The sequence below is a fragment of the Klebsiella sp. Lac1 genome, from assembly GCF_009825425.1.
GTDB lineage: Bacteria > Pseudomonadota > Gammaproteobacteria > Enterobacterales > Enterobacteriaceae > Klebsiella > Klebsiella electrica.
The window spans coordinates 612,385-627,709 of sequence record NZ_VJZJ01000002.1 but is presented as its reverse complement, the minus strand read 5'-3'; the positions used below and the strand labels follow the sequence as shown (position 1 = coordinate 627,709).

The following is a 15,325-nucleotide window of genomic DNA, read 5'->3' as shown; positions in this document are numbered from 1 at the left end:
CTCTTACGCCAGACGCGGGTTAACTTTTTCTGCATCGATGTTGAATTTGATGATGGCATCCGCCACCACTTTCTTATCGATTTCGCCACGTTTAGCCAGTTCGCCCAGTGCTGCTACCACCACATAAGAAGCATCGACTTCGAAGTGGTGACGCAGGTTTTCACGGCTGTCGGAACGACCGAAGCCATCAGTACCCAGCACGCGGTAGTCGTCAGCCGGTACATAAGTACGGACCTGCTCGGCGAACAGTTTCATATAGTCGGTTGATGCTACAGCCGGAGCGTCGTTCATCACCTGAGCGATGTACGGAACGCGCGGAGTTTCCAGCGGGTGCAGCATGTTCCAGCGCTCACAGTCCTGACCGTCACGGGCCAGTTCGGTGAAGGAGGTGACGGAGTACACGTCAGAGCCCACGCCGTAGTCGTTCGCCAGGATCTGCGCTGCTTCACGAACGTGACGCAGGATAGAACCGGAGCCCAGCAGCTGAACTTTACCTTTGCTACCTGCAACGGTTTCGAGTTTATAGATACCTTTACGGATACCTTCCTCGGCACCTGCTGGCATGGCCGGCATGTGGTAGTTTTCGTTCAGCGTGGTGATGTAGTAGTAAACGTTCTCTTGTTTCTCACCGTACATGCGCTCCAGACCATCGTGCATGATGACCGCAACTTCATACGCGTAAGACGGATCGTAAGAGATACAGTTCGGAATAGTCAGAGACTGAATATGGCTGTGACCATCTTCGTGCTGCAGACCTTCGCCGTTCAGAGTGGTACGACCGGAAGTCCCGCCGACCAGGAAGCCGCGAGCCTGTTGGTCGCCAGCCTGCCAGCACAGGTCGCCGATACGCTGGAACCCGAACATGGAGTAGTAGATGTAGAACGGGATCATCGGCAGGTTGTTGGTGCTGTAAGAGGTCGCAGCAGCCAGCCAGGATGCGCCGGCACCCAGTTCGTTGATCCCTTCCTGCAGGATCTGACCTTTTTCGTCTTCTTTGTAGTAAGCAACCTGCTCACGGTCCTGCGGGGTGTACTGCTGGCCGTTCGGGCTGTAAATACCAATCTGACGGAACAGGCCTTCCATACCAAAGGTACGCGCTTCATCGGCGATGATCGGCACGAGGCGGTCTTTGATGGACTTGTTCTTCAGCATCACGTTCAGGGCACGAACGAACGCGATAGTGGTAGAGATTTCTTTGTTCTGCTCTTCCAGCAGCGGAGCGAAATCTTCGAGGGTCGGCAGCTCCAGCTTCTCATCGAAGTGCGGCTGACGGCTCGGCAGATAGCCGTGCAGTTTTTCACGCTGGGCGTGCAGATAGGTGTACTCTTCGGAACCTTCCGGGAAGGTCAGGTAAGACAGGTTTTCAACCTGCTCATCGGTTACCGGAACATTGAAGCGGTCGCGGATATGACGCACGCCGTCCATGTTCATTTTCTTCACCTGGTGAGCGATGTTTTTACCTTCAGCGGTATCGCCCATGCCATACCCTTTAATGGTATGTGCCAGGATAACGGTCGCTTTACCTTTGGTGTCCTGCGCTTTTTTCAGTGCCGCAAAGACTTTCTTCGGATCGTGGCCACCGCGGTTCAGCGCCCAGATCTGCTCGTCAGTCCAGTCAGCGACCAGCGCGGCGGTTTCCGGATATTTACCGAAGAAGTGCTCGCGAACGTACGCGCCATCTTTGGATTTGAAGGTCTGGTAGTCGCCGTCAACGGTTTCGTTCATCAGCTGAATCAGCTTGCCGCTGGTGTCTTTACGCAGCAGCTCATCCCAACGACCGCCCCAGATAACCTTGATAACGTTCCAGCCAGCACCAGCGAAGATACCTTCCAGCTCGTTAATGATTTTGCCGTTACCGGTGACCGGGCCGTCCAGACGCTGCAGGTTGCAGTTGATGACGAAGACCAGGTTATCCAGTTTTTCACGGGTCGCGATGGTGATAGCGCCTTTAGATTCCGGCTCGTCCATCTCGCCGTCGCCCAGGAAGGCGTAAACGGTTTGTTTAGAGGTGTCTTTCAGACCACGGTGTTCCAGATACTTGAGGAACTTAGCCTGGTAGATAGCACCGATTGGGCCCAGACCCATGGAAACGGTCGGGAACTGCCAGAATTCCGGCATCAGTTTCGGGTGCGGGTAAGAGGACAGACCGTTACCGTGAACTTCCTGACGGAAGTTGTTCATCTGCTCTTCAGTCAGACGACCTTCCAGGAACGCACGTGCGTATACGCCCGGAGAGATGTGGCCCTGGAAGTAAACCAGGTCGCCGCCATCCTGCTCGTTGCGCGCACGGAAGAAGTGGTTAAAGCACACTTCATAGAACGTTGCGGAGGACTGGAAAGAAGCCATGTGGCCGCCCAGCTCCAGATCTTTTTTCGATGCGCGCAGAACGGTCATGATGGCGTTCCAACGAATCGCAGAACGAATTCGACGTTCCAGATCCAGATTCCCCGGATATTCCGGTTCGTCTTCAACGGCAATAGTGTTGACGTAACTGCCTGTAGATGTGCCAGCAGCAACCTTCACCCCGCCTTTGCGGGCTTCAGAAAGGAGTTGGTCAATCAGATACTGAGCACGCTCAACACCTTCTTCACGGATGACCGATTCGATCGCCTGTAGCCAGTCGCGAGTTTCGATCGGATCCACGTCATTTGGTAAACGTTCTGACATGGGGGGTATTCCTTATCTATCTAATCGTTGATTAATCTGGAACCTGTCCCATTGCACTCTTTGTTCTTCATATTTCAGGTTATCTCTTTGTTGGCTGCGCTTCCTCCCCCCGGTCACATAGTTAGCTATGCTCCCGGGGATTCACGCGCTTGCCGCCGCGATATAACCCGAACTATTTGAACAACCAAAAGCACAATAAGACAGGTTCTGCGTTTAGTTGCCGCGCTCTAAAAATGGCGCTTAAGAACCGGAGTTCTCATCTTTCCGTTGCTGTAAACGACGCAGTGAGCGTTCTCGACGACTCTCCTCACGGCTACGATCCAGCAAAATTTCCTCAATGAACGCCAGGTGTCGATGCGACGCTTCGCGCGCCTGCTCCGGCTCTCCGGCGATTATCGCCTCGAAAATACGAGTACGATGATTGCTGACCTGCGGGAGCATCTCCCGACGGGCGTACAACAATTCGAAGTTCTGACGAACGTTTTGCGCGAGCATCGGCTCCATGCAGCGTAGCAGATGGAGCAGCACGACATTGTGCGCCGCTTCGGTGACGGCAATTTGATACTGGACGACGGCGTCAGATTCGGCGTCAAGGTCGCCGGACTGCTGGGCCCGTTCGATAGCCTGATGCAGCTCGCGAATACGTTCGCGGTCAGCATCATTGCTGCGCAGCGCCGCGTAATAAGCCGCGATGCCTTCCAGCGCGTGACGGGTTTCCAGCAGATCAAATTGGGATTCAGGGTGATCGGACAGTAGCTCGACCAGCGGATCGCTGAAGCTCTGCCACAGGCTGCTTTGCACAAAAGTTCCACCGCCCTGGCGACGGAGCAACAGGCCCTTGGCTTCGAGGCGTTGAATCGCCTCACGCAGCGAGGGACGGGAAACGTCGAACTGTTTGGCCAGTTCGCGTTCAGGCGGGAGTTTTTCACCGGGGCGTAAGGTCCCCTCAAGGATTAAAAACTCAAGCTGCTGCTCTATCACATCAGATAGTTTTGGTTGGCGGATTTTGCTGTAGGCCATATTCCCTGTCTCTGCCATTAGCCCGTAGTCAATTGGTCTTACCAATTCGCAGTTCGTAGCGCTAAAGTAACAAAGTATTCACCTTCTGTCCATACAGGTTTTGATTGAAATCAGGAAACCACGCACATTTTAACAACCTTACAGAAATAACATTTCAGAATTGTAACTTCCCACAAATGATGTGTTTACCCCATAAGAGGTAGCGTTAACGTTTATGAAACGAAAAACTAAACCATCTGAACCGATTCAACTGCGACAAATTCGATTTTTAATTCACAAAATATGATTAGTTAATCAAAAGGAATTACTACCTCCCTCTTCAGAGCATTATTTACAAATGGTTTCTTTTTGCTCGCTTCGTCATCACCCCTTCATAAAGCAGGTGCATTCAATCGCGCTTATCACTATTCTCGATGAGACGAAAGGCCTTTTGGTATTTTTATGTTTCGCCTTGCGTAAAGAAATCAATACGAAAACGGAATTTCGCAATGACACCACACAACAATATGTAAGCTGAATCAATCAGGGCAGAGCTGACCAGAACGCCCCTGAATTTAGATAGCTATGCTATCTGGCAGGGACAGACAACGAAGCAGTAGCCTGAAGGACGACGCGTATAAACATAATAACCACACACGAGGTTTCATGATGGAAGGTCAACAGCATGGCGATCGGCTCAAGCGCGGCCTGAAAAACCGCCATATTCAGCTTATTGCTCTGGGCGGCGCTATCGGCACCGGCCTGTTCCTGGGCAGTGCATCCGTTATCCAGTCCGCCGGCCCCGGGATTATTCTGGGCTATGCGATCGCCGGTTTTATCGCCTTCCTGATCATGCGTCAGCTGGGTGAGATGGTCGTAGAAGAGCCGGTGGCTGGTTCATTCAGTCATTTTGCGTATAAATACTGGGGCGGTTTTGCCGGCTTTGCTTCCGGTTGGAACTACTGGGTACTGTACGTTCTGGTGGCCATGGCCGAGCTGACCGCCGTCGGGAAATATATTCAGTTCTGGTGGCCCGAGATCCCAACCTGGGTGTCCGCTGCGGTGTTCTTTATTGCCATCAATGCCATCAACCTGAGCAACGTGAAAGTGTTTGGTGAAATGGAGTTCTGGTTCGCCATTATCAAAGTGGTGGCCGTTGTGGCGATGATTCTCTTTGGCGGCTGGCTGCTGTTCAGCGGCAACGGCGGCCCACAGGCAACCGTTCGCAACCTGTGGGACCAGGGGGGATTCCTGCCGCATGGCTTCACCGGACTGGTGATGATGATGGCGATTATCATGTTCTCGTTTGGCGGTCTGGAGCTGGTCGGGATCACTGCCGCTGAAGCGGATAACCCGGAACAGAGCATCCCGAAAGCCACCAACCAGGTTATCTACCGTATCCTGATTTTCTATGTAGGCTCGCTCGCCGTCCTGCTTTCACTGCTGCCGTGGACGCGCGTTACCGCGGATACCAGCCCGTTCGTGCTGATCTTCCACGAGCTGGGTGATACCTTTGTGGCCAACGCCCTGAACGTGGTGGTGCTGACCGCTGCACTGTCCGTGTATAACAGCTGCGTCTACTGCAACAGCCGCATGTTGTTCGGTCTGGCCCAGCAGGGGAACGCCCCGAAAGCGCTGATGAGCGTCGATAAGCGCGGCGTGCCGGTCAACACCATTATGGTCTCCGCCGTGGTCACCGCGCTGTGCGTCCTGATTAACTACTTTGCACCGGAGTCGGCGTTTGGCCTGCTGATGGCGCTGGTGGTCTCCGCGCTGGTGATTAACTGGGCGATGATTAGCCTCGCGCATATGAAGTTCCGTCGCGCAAAACAGCAGCAGGGCGTGGTTTCGCGTTTCCCGGCGCTGTTCTACCCGGTCGGCAACTGGGTCTGCCTGCTGTTCATGGTGGCGGTACTGGTGATTATGCTGATGACGCCGGGCATGGCGATTTCCGTGTACCTGATCCCGGTCTGGATTGCGGTTCTCGGCATTGGCTATCTGTTTAAACAGAAAAGCGCTGGCGCACTAAAAGCGCAATAATCCCTCTCTACACGCTGTGCCCGTCCCGTGATGGCGGGCACAGCGCATTGTTATCGGGTTCACGCCTTCCCTTCCCGGTAGTTTTAGCCATTTTGTCATTCTGATACGGCGACGCCTTTATTGCTGATTCCGTTCACCCCGGAACGGGTCTAAATCAGCAGAGCCCGTATTTCACACCGGCGATGAGAACCGTCAGTAGGGTCCCGGCCACAGCGGGTTACGCAAACGCCGGTAGGGGAAGAGGTATGGGTCTATCGTGCCCGGAACGATACCGGGATTGAGGGGGGGGGTCTGCGGTACTATCTCATCGCCACATGCGGTTCAAACGGGTTCGCAGGCAAGAAAACGGGATGCCTGACTCCGGCATCCCGCCCGCCGATACCTCTTGATTCCCCCTGCCCGACAGCGGGTGGAGCTTAAACCAGGGTACCGTAAATGGTGAGTAGCGCCATGATAACGACCACCACCAGCGATGTTTTTTTGGCCATTGAGACCGCCGCTTTAGGCGTCTCGACCTTATCCACATGCGGTTCGCGCGCCAGCGAAAACTGCGCCAGTCGGGTCAGAACCTGATACTGCGACGAGTGGCGATCGCCCAACGAAGCAAACCAGGCCGGCAGCGCTTTTTCACCGTGCCCGACCAGCGCATACACCACGCCGACCAGACGCACCGGCAGCCAGTCCACCACGTGCAGAATGGCATCAATCCCCGACTGTAAGCGATGGCGCGGCGTTTGATAACGCGCCAGCCACGTCTGCCAGGCGCGCAGCACACAGTAACCGATCAACGTAATGGGTCCCCATGACCCGCCAACCACAAACCAGAACAGCGGAGCCAGATAGTAGCGGTAGTTAATCCACAGCAGCGCATTTTGCAATTCGCTCAGAAACTCGCGATCGTCACAGCCGGGTGGCACGCCGTGAATCAGCGTCAGCTCGCTGGCCATCGCATCGCAGGCATGACGATCGTTGCGCGATGCCGCTTTCAGGTACGCATGATAGTGCAGTCGTACCCTGCCCGCGCCAATACACAGCAGACCGAGCAAGATCCAGAACACCAGCAGCGGGACGTTAAACAGCACCCCGTGCAGCACGCGCTGAATAAGATAGACCACCGCCATTGCCAGCGCCGTCATCAGCAGCGTCGCAGGGAGTGAAAAGTGTTTTACCCGGCGAAACAGCACTTCCAGACGGTGATCGAGCTGCCAGTGCTCACCCAACTTAAACAGCCGCTCGGCGATGAGAACCAGCAGCGTAGTAAACAACGTCATGGCATCTCCTTTTCTGACGAAGCGGCCAGCAGGCCGCGGAATTTTGCCCAGTCAAAAGCCGGACCGGGATCCGTTTTTCGCACTGGCGCAATATCGCTGTGGCCAGTCATATGGTTGGCGATGGCAGGGTACAACGCGATCAGCTGCCGCGTTACGGCCACCAGCTGCTGGTACTGGGCATCGGTATAGGCCAGCGTGTCGGTTCCTTCCAGCTCAATGCCGATAGAGAAGTCATTGCAACGTTCACGTCCATGATAGCTGGAGACGCCCGCGTGCCACGCTCGCTTATCAAAGGGAACATACTGCACAATTTCGCCATCGCGACGAATCAGACAATGCGCTGAAACGCGCAGATGCGCGATTTCCGCAAAGAAAGGATGAGCGTTGGGATCAAGCGTTCCGGTGAATAAAGCATCGATCCACGGGCCGCCAAATTCCCCCGGCGGCAGACTAATATTATGCACCACCAGTAAGGAAGGGGCTTCATCATCCGGGCGGCAATCATGGTGCGGCGAAGGAACCCGACGCGCATCCACCAACCATCCCCCATTCAACTGCATGCGGAATCTCCTTTCGCTAACTCATGCTCCCGGGCCGCCCGTGGCCCAAAGGATGCTGATTATCATACACAAAATCGTTCGGCCTGCGGCCCGGCGCCCCATAAATCATCGCTAAAAAGCAGAGACATAGCCGATACACAGGCGCCCCGAAGGGCGAAGTCTGTATGGTGTAGAAACGCTGTTCAGGTTAGCATGTTTCCCACTGCTGAATCTTATCTATCTGGAGCTTTATCATGTCGCTTCGTCGCTACAATCCCGACCGCCGCCGTGACGCGCTGCTGGAACGCATTAACCTGGATATCACCGATGCCGTCGCCCAATCCCTGCGGGAAGATCTGGGTGGAGAGGTCAATGCCAACAACGATATTAGCGCCCAATTATTGCCGGAAGACGCGCGCTCGCATGCGGTCATTATTACGCGCGAAGAGGGCGTATTTTGCGGTAAACGCTGGGTGGAAGAGGTCTTCATTCAACTGGCTGGCGACGATGTCAGCATCACCTGGCACGTCAAAGATGGCGATCTCATCAAAGCGGACCAGACGCTGTTTGAGCTGGAGGGGCCTTCCCGGCTGCTGCTGACCGGTGAGCGCACCGCGCTGAATTTCGTGCAGACCCTGTCCGGGGTCGCCAGCGAAGTACATCGCTACGTGGCGCTCCTGGCAGGAACCAAAACCCAGCTGCTCGATACGCGTAAAACGCTGCCTGGCCTGCGCACCGCCCTGAAATATGCCGTACTGTGCGGCGGCGGCGCCAACCACCGCCTGGGTTTATTCGACGCCTTCCTGATTAAAGAAAACCACATTATTGCCTCCGGCTCAGTGCGCCAGGCGGTAGAAAAAGCTTTCTGGCTGCACCCGGACGTTCCGGTGGAAGTGGAAGTGGAATCGCTTGATGAACTGGATGAAGCGCTTAAAGCCGGCGCGGATATCATTATGCTCGATAATTTCACCACCGAGCTGATGCGCGAGGCGGTGAAGCGGACCGACGGCAAGGCCGCGCTGGAAGTGTCCGGCAACGTCACCTTTAAAACCATCCGCGAATTTGCCGAAACCGGCGTTGACTACATCTCCGTCGGCGCTCTGACCAAGCACGTACACGCCCTGGATCTCTCCATGCGTTTTCGTTAATCGCCCCGCCCCGGATCGACAACGCGCCGGGGCGCTCTTTTGCGAGACAGCGAGCATCGCTGACGCTCACACCTGCAAGAACAGCAGAAAATCTGGAAGATCGTTTCCCGCCTCATCATTTGCCATTCGCCGCTGCGCCTCAAGCGCGTCACAGTGCGTCCTTAATCACAAGGAGCATATATGGACAGACAACGCGGATTTACCCTGATCGAGCTGATGGTGGTCATTGGCATTATCGCCATTCTGAGCGCTATCGGCATTCCGGCTTATCAGAACTACCTGCGCAAAGCGGCCCTGACCGACATGCTGCAAACCTTTGTCCCGTACCGTACGGCCATTGAACTGTGCGCACTCGAACACGGAGGGCTGGCAAGCTGCGACGCCGGCGCCAACGGGATCCCTTCCTCAGCGACCACGCGCTATGTCGCCACAATGACCGTCGCGCAAGGTGTTGTCACGCTTAACGGACAAGAAAGCCTGAACGGGCTGAGCGTCGCCATGACGCCGTCCTGGGACAACGCCAACGGTATCACCGGCTGGCAGCGCGTCTGCAGCATAGCCAGCAACAGCGCACTCCAGCAGGCCTGTGAAGATGTGTTCCGCATAAACTGAGGCCGCCGCGATGAAAACCGATCGGTTAATCTCCCTTTGCCAGCGCTATCAGGCGCTGCTGTTGAACAGCGATGAGCAAACCATCGCCATCGCAGTTGTCGACGCTCCGGCGCCTGAACTGATGGAGGCGCTGCGTTTCGCCACTCAGAAACGGATCGATATCGAATGCTGGAGCCAGGAGCAGATGCATCAGCGGCAGCAGGGAGCGGCCCACGCCCCGCTCCCTGCTCACAGCGATACCGCGGCCGATGTTATCGGGCAGGTTCAGCAGATCCTTGAGCAAGCGCTACGCCAGCGGGCCTCCGATATTCATTTTGAACCCGCAGAAAATCACCTGCGCATTCGCCTGCGGGTCGATGGCGTACTCCATGCGCTGTCGCCCCTTCCCGCTGAACGCGCAGCCCCGATTGCCGCACGACTTAAAGTGCTCGGCAACCTGGACATCGCTGAGCATCGGCTGCCGCAGGATGGTCAGTTCACCCTGCCCCTTGCCGGTCGCCCGGTCTCTTTCCGTATTGCCACCCTTCCCTGTCGCCACGGGGAGAAAATCGTGCTGCGTTTACTGCATCAGGTCGATCAGGCGCTGGATCTGGGGGCGCTGGGACTGTCGTCAGACCAGCTTATCGCGCTGCGCTCGGCCCTCGATCAGCCGCAGGGACTGCTGCTGGTTACCGGCCCAACCGGTAGCGGTAAAACCGTTACGCTATATAGCGCGCTGCAAACCAGGAACCACGATGCGGTCAATATCTGTAGCGTGGAAGATCCGCTGGAGATGCCGATAGCCGGCCTGAACCAGACACAAATCAACCCCCGTGCCGGGCTGACTTTTCAAAACGTTCTGCGCGCGCTGTTACGCCAGGATCCTGACATCGTCATGGTCGGGGAAATTCGCGATGCGGAAACCGCAGAGATTGCGATTAAAGCGGCGCAAACCGGACATCTGGTCCTCTCGACACTGCACACCAACTCCACCAGTGAAACTCTCACTCGCCTACAGCAAATGGGGGTTGCCGGTTGGATGCTCTCTTCTGCGCTGTCGCTGGTCATCGCTCAACGCCTGGTGCGTAAACTGTGCGTACACTGCCGTCGTGAAACCGGAAAGGCGACGGATATACCGCACCGTTTGTGGCCCCGGCCCCTCCCACGCTGGCAGGCCGTAGGTTGCCAGCACTGCTATCACGGCTACTATGGTCGCCAGGCATTATTTGAGCTATTGCCGGTGAATGCCCCGCTACGTCAAGCGATTGCCCGCGGCCTGAGCGCGCTGGAAATCGAATCTCTGGCACGCGAAGCGGGCATGATGACGCTGTTTGAAAGCGGCTGTCTGGCGGTCGAGCAGGGGCTGACTAACCTTGAAGAAATCATCCGCGTACTGGGGATCCCTCATGACCGCTAACCGTCTCTGGCGCTGGCAAGGCGTGGATATGCAGGGCCAGATTTGTCAGGGGACACAGTGGAACCCTGGTCGACTGGAAGTATTCCAGGCGCTTCAGCATGAACGCATTATGCCACTGGCCATTCGCCGCTGTGCGGTCAAAAACACGCTCTGGCATCCGCGCTATGGCAGTCAGGTTGTTCGCCAGTTGGCCGTGCTCCTTCAGGCCGGGCTTTCTTTAGCTGAAGGGCTCGAACTACTGGCGCAGCAGCAGCCAAGCGCGCAATGGCAGGCGTTATTGCGCGCATTGGCTCAGGATCTGGCGCAAGGCGTCTCGCTTTCTGCCGCGCTGGAAAAGTGGCCTCAGGCCTTTGCCCCGCTCTGTCTGGCAATGATCCGTACCGGTGAACTCACCGGTAAACTGGATTTTTGTTGTCTTCAGCTGGCGCGTCAGCAGCAGGAACAGCAGCAGCTGGCGGATAAAGTGAAGAAAGCGGTGCGCTACCCGGTCGTGATTCTGAGCCTCGCTCTGGCGGTGGTGGTAGCGATGCTGTGCTTCGTCCTGCCGGAATTTGCGGCGATTTACCAAACCTTCAACACACCGCTACCGCTGCTGACGCGCCTGATTATTCACGCCAGCGAAAGCCTTAGCCATGGCTGGCCAATGCTGATTCTGCCGATTATGCTGCCCGCGCTCCTTAACCTGATAGCCGCCCGCCGTCCGCCGTGGCTGCTACGGCGGCAAAAAATGCTGCACGCGCTTCCGGTCGTGGGAAAACTGATACGCGGACAGCGGCTTAGCCAGATCTTTACCGTACTCGCACTCACCCAAAGTGCAGGTATTAGCTTTCTGCAAGGTCTGGAAAGCGTCGAGGAAACACTGAACTGCCCACTATGGCGCCAGCGGATCCAGCAGGTACATCGGCACATTAGCCACGGAGCGCCCATCTGGCAGGCGCTTGAGCGAAGCGGTGGTTTTACCACGCTATGCCTGCAGCTCATCCGTACCGGTGAAGCATCCGGATCGCTGGATACGATGCTGGAAAATCTCGCCCGTCATCATAGCGAGCAGACGCATAATCAGGCAGAAAACCTGGCAACGTTACTGGAGCCAGCCCTGCTGTTGGTCACAGGAACGATTGTCGGCGTGCTGGTGGTGGCGATGTATTTACCCATCTTTCATCTGGGTGACGCCATTAGCGGAATGGGAGGATAAGCGCTGGCGCGCAACGCGCCAGCATCTGGCATTACAGGCTGTTGAACACGCGGTTCTCTTGTTCCTGCACGCGAATGAAGGTCGTACGCTTGGTCAGCTCTTTCAGGCGAGAAGCGCCCACATAGGTACAGGCAGAACGCAGGCCGCCGAGGATATCGCGAGCCGTATTCTCCACCGGTCCGCGCAGAGGCAACTTCACGGTTTTGCCTTCCGCGGCGCGATACTGCGCAACGCCGCCAACGTGGCGCGTCATGGCGGATTCGGAGCTCATGCCGTAGAACAGCATGAATTTCTCGCCGTTTTCTTCAACGACGGTACCGCCGCTCTCTTCATGGCCGGCCAGCATTCCCCCCAGCATGACAAAATCTGCGCCGCCGCCGAAGGCTTTCGCCACATCACCAGGCATCGTGCAACCGCCGTCGCTGACGATCTGACCACCCAGGCCATGCGCCGCATCGGCACACTCGATAACGGCAGACAGCTGCGGATAACCGACGCCGGTCTTCACGCGAGTAGTACATACGGAGCCCGGACCGATCCCCACTTTCACAATATCAGCGCCGGACAGAATCAGCTCTTCGCACATTTCACCCGTCACGACGTTACCGGCAATAATGGTTTTCTGCGGCCAGGCTGCGCGCGCTTTAGCGACGAACTGAACAAAGTGTTCAGAATAACCATTCGCCACATCGATGCAGACGAAGCTAAGCTGCGGATTGTGAGAAAGGATCTGCTGGGTTTTTTCAAAATCAACATCCGAGGTCCCGGTGGACACCATGACGTATTTCAGCACATCTGCAGACACCGACTGGACAAACCCCTGCCATTGTTCAACGGTATAGTGCTTGTGAACCGCGGTCAGAATACCGAAAGAGGCCAGCGCTTTCGCCATGTCAAACGTCCCGACAGTATCCATGTTAGCGGCAATGATCGGCACGCCAGACCAGGACAGGCCAGAATGTTTAAAAGTGAATTCACGTTCCAGCTGAACATCAGAACGGCTTTTGAGAGTAGAGCGTTTTGGGCGGATAAGAACGTCTTTAAAACCAAGCTTCAGATCTTCTTCGATACGCATGAACGAATTCCTGGGGTTAATGGCATTATTGTGAGAGCACAACTCCAGTGACGTTATCATACGCACGAATCATGGCCGCGCAAGACTGCGATTTTCACTTTTTTTACGCTACAATCGTATAAATTTACCTGGTGAACAGTAGATGGCGCGCTGACGATAATCGACGTCCAGCGCATCATTTTTAACCATTTGATTTATATACAAAACAATCCAGTATATATTGTGATGGCCGTTTACTGGCCGGCAGTCACCTTGATGGGATAGCGTTCACCCGGTCGTGGTGCTCAGCAAAACGGGCGCCTGTGAAGAGTAATGTGTATATGGTCAGTTCAGGATCGGAGCGTATGAGGTATACGGTAGCGTTAACAGGCGGCATTGGCAGTGGCAAAAGTACCGTGGCCGATGCATTTTCCCGGCTCGGGATTAACGTTATTGACGCTGACATTATCGCCCGCCAGGTTGTAGAACCCGGCACCACCGCGCTTCAGGCCATCGCCACTCACTTTGGCTCGCAGATGCTCAACGATGACGGCACGCTGAACCGCCGCGCTCTGCGTGAAAAAATCTTTGCTCACCCCGAGGATAAAGCCTGGCTTAACGCGCTACTGCATCCGCTCATTCAGCAGGAAACACGCCGGCAGATGCTGGCCGCGAGCTCCCCTTATCTTCTCTGGGTCGTTCCCTTACTGGTCGAAAACCGTCTGGCCGCGAATGCCGATCGCGTACTGGTCGTTGATGTTCCAAAAGAGACGCAGATCGCGCGTACGGTGCTTCGCGATCGGGTCAGCCGCGAACATGCAGAACATATTCTTGCCGCCCAGGCGACGCGCGAACAGCGCCTTGCCGTTGCGGATGATATCATTGAAAACATGGGCCCTCCGGATGCTATCGCATCGGATGTTGCCCGCCTGCACGAAAAGTATCTAATGCTGGCATCGCAGGCAGCCTCACAGGAAAAATCGTAATGCACACCCCCGTTCTGTTTGAACATCCACTCAACGAGAAAATGCGCACCTGGCTGCGTATTGAATTTTTGACTCAACAATTGTCCGTTCATCCGACAATCGCCAGCTACGCCGATGCACTCCATTTTTTCCGCAACGCGGGCGATCTTTTAGATGTACTGGAACGTGGAGAGGTCAGGACGGACCTGCTGAAAGAGCTGGAACGCCAGCAGCGTAAACTGCAGTCATGGGCAGATATTCCCGGCGTCGATCGGGAGCGTATTGACGTATTACGCCAGCAGCTCAAGCAATGCGGCAGCACGCTGATGTCCGCGCCGCGCATCGGCCAGTTCTTGCGCGAAGACCGTTTGATTGCGCTGGTACGCCAGCGTCTGAGCATTCCCGGCGGCTGCTGCAGTTTTGATTTGCCGACGCTGCATATCTGGCTGCACATGCCGCAGGCATACCGCGATGAACAGGTCGGAGTCTGGATAGCCAGCCTTGAGCCGCTGACTCAATCTCTGGTGCTTATCCTCGATCTGATTCGTAATGCCGCCCCTTTCCGTAAGCAGACCAGCCTCAACGGCTTTTATCAGGACAATGGCGAAGATGCTGACCTGCTTCGTCTGCGACTGGACATTGCCAGCCAGCTCTACCCACAAATCTCCGGCCATAAGAGTCGTTTTGCTATCCGCTTCATGCCGCTGGACAGCGAGTTCGGGGTGGTACCTGAGCGTTTTGATTTCGAACTGGCTTGTTGTTAAGGAGAAAAAATGTCAGAAGAGACGATCGTCAATTGCCCCACCTGCGGTAAATCCGTGGTCTGGAATGCACAGAGCCTGTTTCGCCCCTTTTGCTCTAAACGCTGTCAGCTGATAGATCTGGGTGAATGGGCTGCAGAAGAAAAACGTATTCCCAGCGCAAGCGATCTGTCCGATAGCGATGGCTGGAGCGAGGAACAACAACCGTGACCGGTTCCCGGGCAAAGCAATTTCGCGCATTGTCCGGGGAACGCTGATTCAGGAAGCCGCCTGTACGAGTTTCGTAATAATGGGTTCATTGGCCGGCGGAAACGCCTCAGAATCTAACGCTCGTTGCGCAATCCACTGACCCGGCTGCCCTTCTTTCCCCCACGGCTCGCCGGACCACTCTTCCACCAGCCAGAACCACAGGGTAATGTGGCGGTCCGGGAACTGATACTCCAGCGTATCAAACAGACGGGATGAGCGTACCGTAATCCCCACCTCTTCCTGCAGTTCACGCACCAGCGCCTGCTCCGCAGATTCTCCGGCTTCAATTTTACCGCCGGGAAACTCAAGTTTATTGGCCATATGGGCATCGGCGGCCCGCTGGGTGATAAAGATCTCCCCTTGCGGATTGCGGATAATACCCACGGAGATTTGCAGTTGTTTCATCGTGATTATTCCATAAAAAAGGCG

Annotated in this window: 14 protein-coding genes and 1 pseudogene; 9 read left to right on the top strand and 6 right to left on the bottom strand. The window is 55.7% G+C overall.

The genetic code is table 11. The features are described from left to right. Nucleotides 1–3: 3 nt before the first annotated feature. Entirely contained in the window at nucleotides 4–2,667 is a 2,664-nt protein-coding gene (gene aceE / locus FNY10_RS18375; RefSeq protein ID WP_131049244.1) for a pyruvate dehydrogenase (acetyl-transferring), homodimeric type, read from the bottom strand. Between the two features lie 240 nt (nucleotides 2,668–2,907). Further along, a complete protein-coding gene (gene pdhR / locus FNY10_RS18370) occupies nucleotides 2,908–3,687 on the bottom strand; it encodes a pyruvate dehydrogenase complex transcriptional repressor PdhR (protein WP_004857919.1) in 780 nt (259 codons plus the stop codon). Between the two features lie 645 nt (nucleotides 3,688–4,332). Between pdhR and aroP the strand changes: the two genes are divergently transcribed. Both aroP and FNY10_RS27065 read left to right on the top strand, forming a co-directional pair. Then, the gene (gene aroP / locus FNY10_RS18365) at nucleotides 4,333–5,706 is read left to right on the top strand and encodes an aromatic amino acid transporter AroP (RefSeq protein WP_160702312.1); all 1,374 of its coding nucleotides are present in this window, start codon (nucleotides 4,333–4,335) and stop codon (nucleotides 5,704–5,706) included. Nucleotides 5,707–5,839: 133 nt separating this feature from the next. Continuing rightward, nucleotides 5,840–6,095, top strand: a pseudogene (locus tag FNY10_RS27065) (alpha-N-arabinofuranosidase); the annotation flags it as partial. A 27-nt stretch (nucleotides 6,096–6,122) separates the two neighbouring features. On the opposite strand, the gene ampE reads toward FNY10_RS27065, so the two are convergent. Both ampE and ampD read right to left on the bottom strand, forming a co-directional pair. Next, a complete protein-coding gene (ampE, locus tag FNY10_RS18360) occupies nucleotides 6,123–6,977 on the bottom strand; it encodes a beta-lactamase regulator AmpE (RefSeq protein WP_100682546.1) in 855 nt (284 codons plus the stop codon). Further along, nucleotides 6,974–7,537, bottom strand: a complete 564-nt coding sequence (ampD, locus tag FNY10_RS18355; RefSeq protein ID WP_100682547.1) for a 1,6-anhydro-N-acetylmuramyl-L-alanine amidase AmpD — start codon at nucleotides 7,535–7,537, stop codon at nucleotides 6,974–6,976. Before ampD ends, ampE begins: the two co-directional genes overlap by 4 nt. Nucleotides 7,538–7,770: 233 nt before the next feature. On the opposite strand from ampD, the gene nadC reads away from it, so the two are divergent. The 4 genes from nadC (at nucleotide 7,771) to hofC (ending at nucleotide 11,867) form a co-directional block, all read left to right on the top strand. Further along, nucleotides 7,771–8,664, top strand: coding sequence for a carboxylating nicotinate-nucleotide diphosphorylase (gene nadC / locus FNY10_RS18350; protein WP_160702313.1), 894 nt, complete (start codon nucleotides 7,771–7,773; stop codon nucleotides 8,662–8,664). A 180-nt stretch (nucleotides 8,665–8,844) separates the two neighbouring features. Continuing rightward, nucleotides 8,845–9,276 (top strand): prepilin peptidase-dependent pilin, encoded by a 432-nt coding sequence (gene ppdD / locus FNY10_RS18345; RefSeq protein ID WP_131049242.1) that lies wholly within the window; start codon nucleotides 8,845–8,847, stop codon nucleotides 9,274–9,276. A gap of 10 nt (nucleotides 9,277–9,286) precedes the next feature. Continuing rightward, nucleotides 9,287–10,672, top strand: coding sequence for a type II secretion system protein GspE (gene gspE / locus FNY10_RS18340; protein ID WP_131049241.1), 1,386 nt, complete (start codon nucleotides 9,287–9,289; stop codon nucleotides 10,670–10,672). Beyond that, nucleotides 10,662–11,867 (top strand): protein transport protein HofC, encoded by a 1,206-nt coding sequence (gene hofC, locus FNY10_RS18335; protein ID WP_131049240.1) that lies wholly within the window; start codon nucleotides 10,662–10,664, stop codon nucleotides 11,865–11,867. Before gspE ends, hofC begins: the two co-directional genes overlap by 11 nt. 31 nt (nucleotides 11,868–11,898) lie before the next feature. On the opposite strand, the gene FNY10_RS18330 is transcribed toward hofC, so the two are convergent. Continuing rightward, nucleotides 11,899–12,942 (bottom strand): GMP reductase, encoded by a 1,044-nt coding sequence (locus tag FNY10_RS18330; protein ID WP_100682552.1) that lies wholly within the window; start codon nucleotides 12,940–12,942, stop codon nucleotides 11,899–11,901. Nucleotides 12,943–13,286: 344 nt separating this feature from the next. On the opposite strand from FNY10_RS18330, the gene coaE reads away from it, so the two are divergent. Genes coaE through yacG form a run of 3 tightly spaced genes read left to right on the top strand, consistent with a single transcriptional unit; the run spans nucleotide 13,287 to nucleotide 14,857 of the window. Beyond that, nucleotides 13,287–13,907: a dephospho-CoA kinase gene (gene coaE, locus FNY10_RS18325; protein WP_131049238.1), complete on the top strand. Its 621-nt coding sequence runs from the start codon at nucleotides 13,287–13,289 to the stop codon at nucleotides 13,905–13,907. Beyond that, nucleotides 13,907–14,650, top strand: a complete 744-nt coding sequence (gene zapD / locus FNY10_RS18320) for a cell division protein ZapD (protein ID WP_100682554.1) — start codon at nucleotides 13,907–13,909, stop codon at nucleotides 14,648–14,650. The genes coaE and zapD overlap by 1 nt, the downstream gene beginning before the upstream one ends. A 9-nt stretch (nucleotides 14,651–14,659) precedes the next feature. Then, nucleotides 14,660–14,857, top strand: a complete 198-nt coding sequence (yacG, locus tag FNY10_RS18315) for a DNA gyrase inhibitor YacG (RefSeq protein WP_100682555.1) — start codon at nucleotides 14,660–14,662, stop codon at nucleotides 14,855–14,857. A 48-nt stretch (nucleotides 14,858–14,905) separates the two neighbouring features. On the opposite strand, the gene mutT is transcribed toward yacG, so the two are convergent. Next, nucleotides 14,906–15,301 (bottom strand): 8-oxo-dGTP diphosphatase MutT, encoded by a 396-nt coding sequence (mutT, locus tag FNY10_RS18310; protein WP_131049237.1) that lies wholly within the window; start codon nucleotides 15,299–15,301, stop codon nucleotides 14,906–14,908. Nucleotides 15,302–15,325: the final 24 nt, after the last annotated feature.

What these genes read in the sequence shown, in the direction of transcription:
- aceE (WP_131049244.1), bottom strand. Translation starts at nt 2,667, where the DNA reads ATGTCAGAACGTTTACCAAATGACGTGGATCCGATCGAAACTCGCGAC.
- pdhR (WP_004857919.1), bottom strand. Translation starts at nt 3,687, where the DNA reads ATGGCCTACAGCAAAATCCGCCAACCAAAACTATCTGATGTGATAGAG.
- aroP (WP_160702312.1), top strand. Translation starts at nt 4,333, where the DNA reads ATGATGGAAGGTCAACAGCATGGCGATCGGCTCAAGCGCGGCCTGAAA.
- ampE (WP_100682546.1), bottom strand. Translation starts at nt 6,977, where the DNA reads ATGACGTTGTTTACTACGCTGCTGGTTCTCATCGCCGAGCGGCTGTTT.
- ampD (WP_100682547.1), bottom strand. Translation starts at nt 7,537, where the DNA reads ATGCAGTTGAATGGGGGATGGTTGGTGGATGCGCGTCGGGTTCCTTCG.
- nadC (WP_160702313.1), top strand. Translation starts at nt 7,771, where the DNA reads ATGTCGCTTCGTCGCTACAATCCCGACCGCCGCCGTGACGCGCTGCTG.
- ppdD (WP_131049242.1), top strand. Translation starts at nt 8,845, where the DNA reads ATGGACAGACAACGCGGATTTACCCTGATCGAGCTGATGGTGGTCATT.
- gspE (WP_131049241.1), top strand. Translation starts at nt 9,287, where the DNA reads ATGAAAACCGATCGGTTAATCTCCCTTTGCCAGCGCTATCAGGCGCTG.
- hofC (WP_131049240.1), top strand. Translation starts at nt 10,662, where the DNA reads ATGACCGCTAACCGTCTCTGGCGCTGGCAAGGCGTGGATATGCAGGGC.
- FNY10_RS18330 (WP_100682552.1), bottom strand. Translation starts at nt 12,942, where the DNA reads ATGCGTATCGAAGAAGATCTGAAGCTTGGTTTTAAAGACGTTCTTATC.
- coaE (WP_131049238.1), top strand. Translation starts at nt 13,287, where the DNA reads ATGAGGTATACGGTAGCGTTAACAGGCGGCATTGGCAGTGGCAAAAGT.
- zapD (WP_100682554.1), top strand. Translation starts at nt 13,907, where the DNA reads ATGCACACCCCCGTTCTGTTTGAACATCCACTCAACGAGAAAATGCGC.
- yacG (WP_100682555.1), top strand. Translation starts at nt 14,660, where the DNA reads ATGTCAGAAGAGACGATCGTCAATTGCCCCACCTGCGGTAAATCCGTG.
- mutT (WP_131049237.1), bottom strand. Translation starts at nt 15,301, where the DNA reads ATGAAACAACTGCAAATCTCCGTGGGTATTATCCGCAATCCGCAAGGG.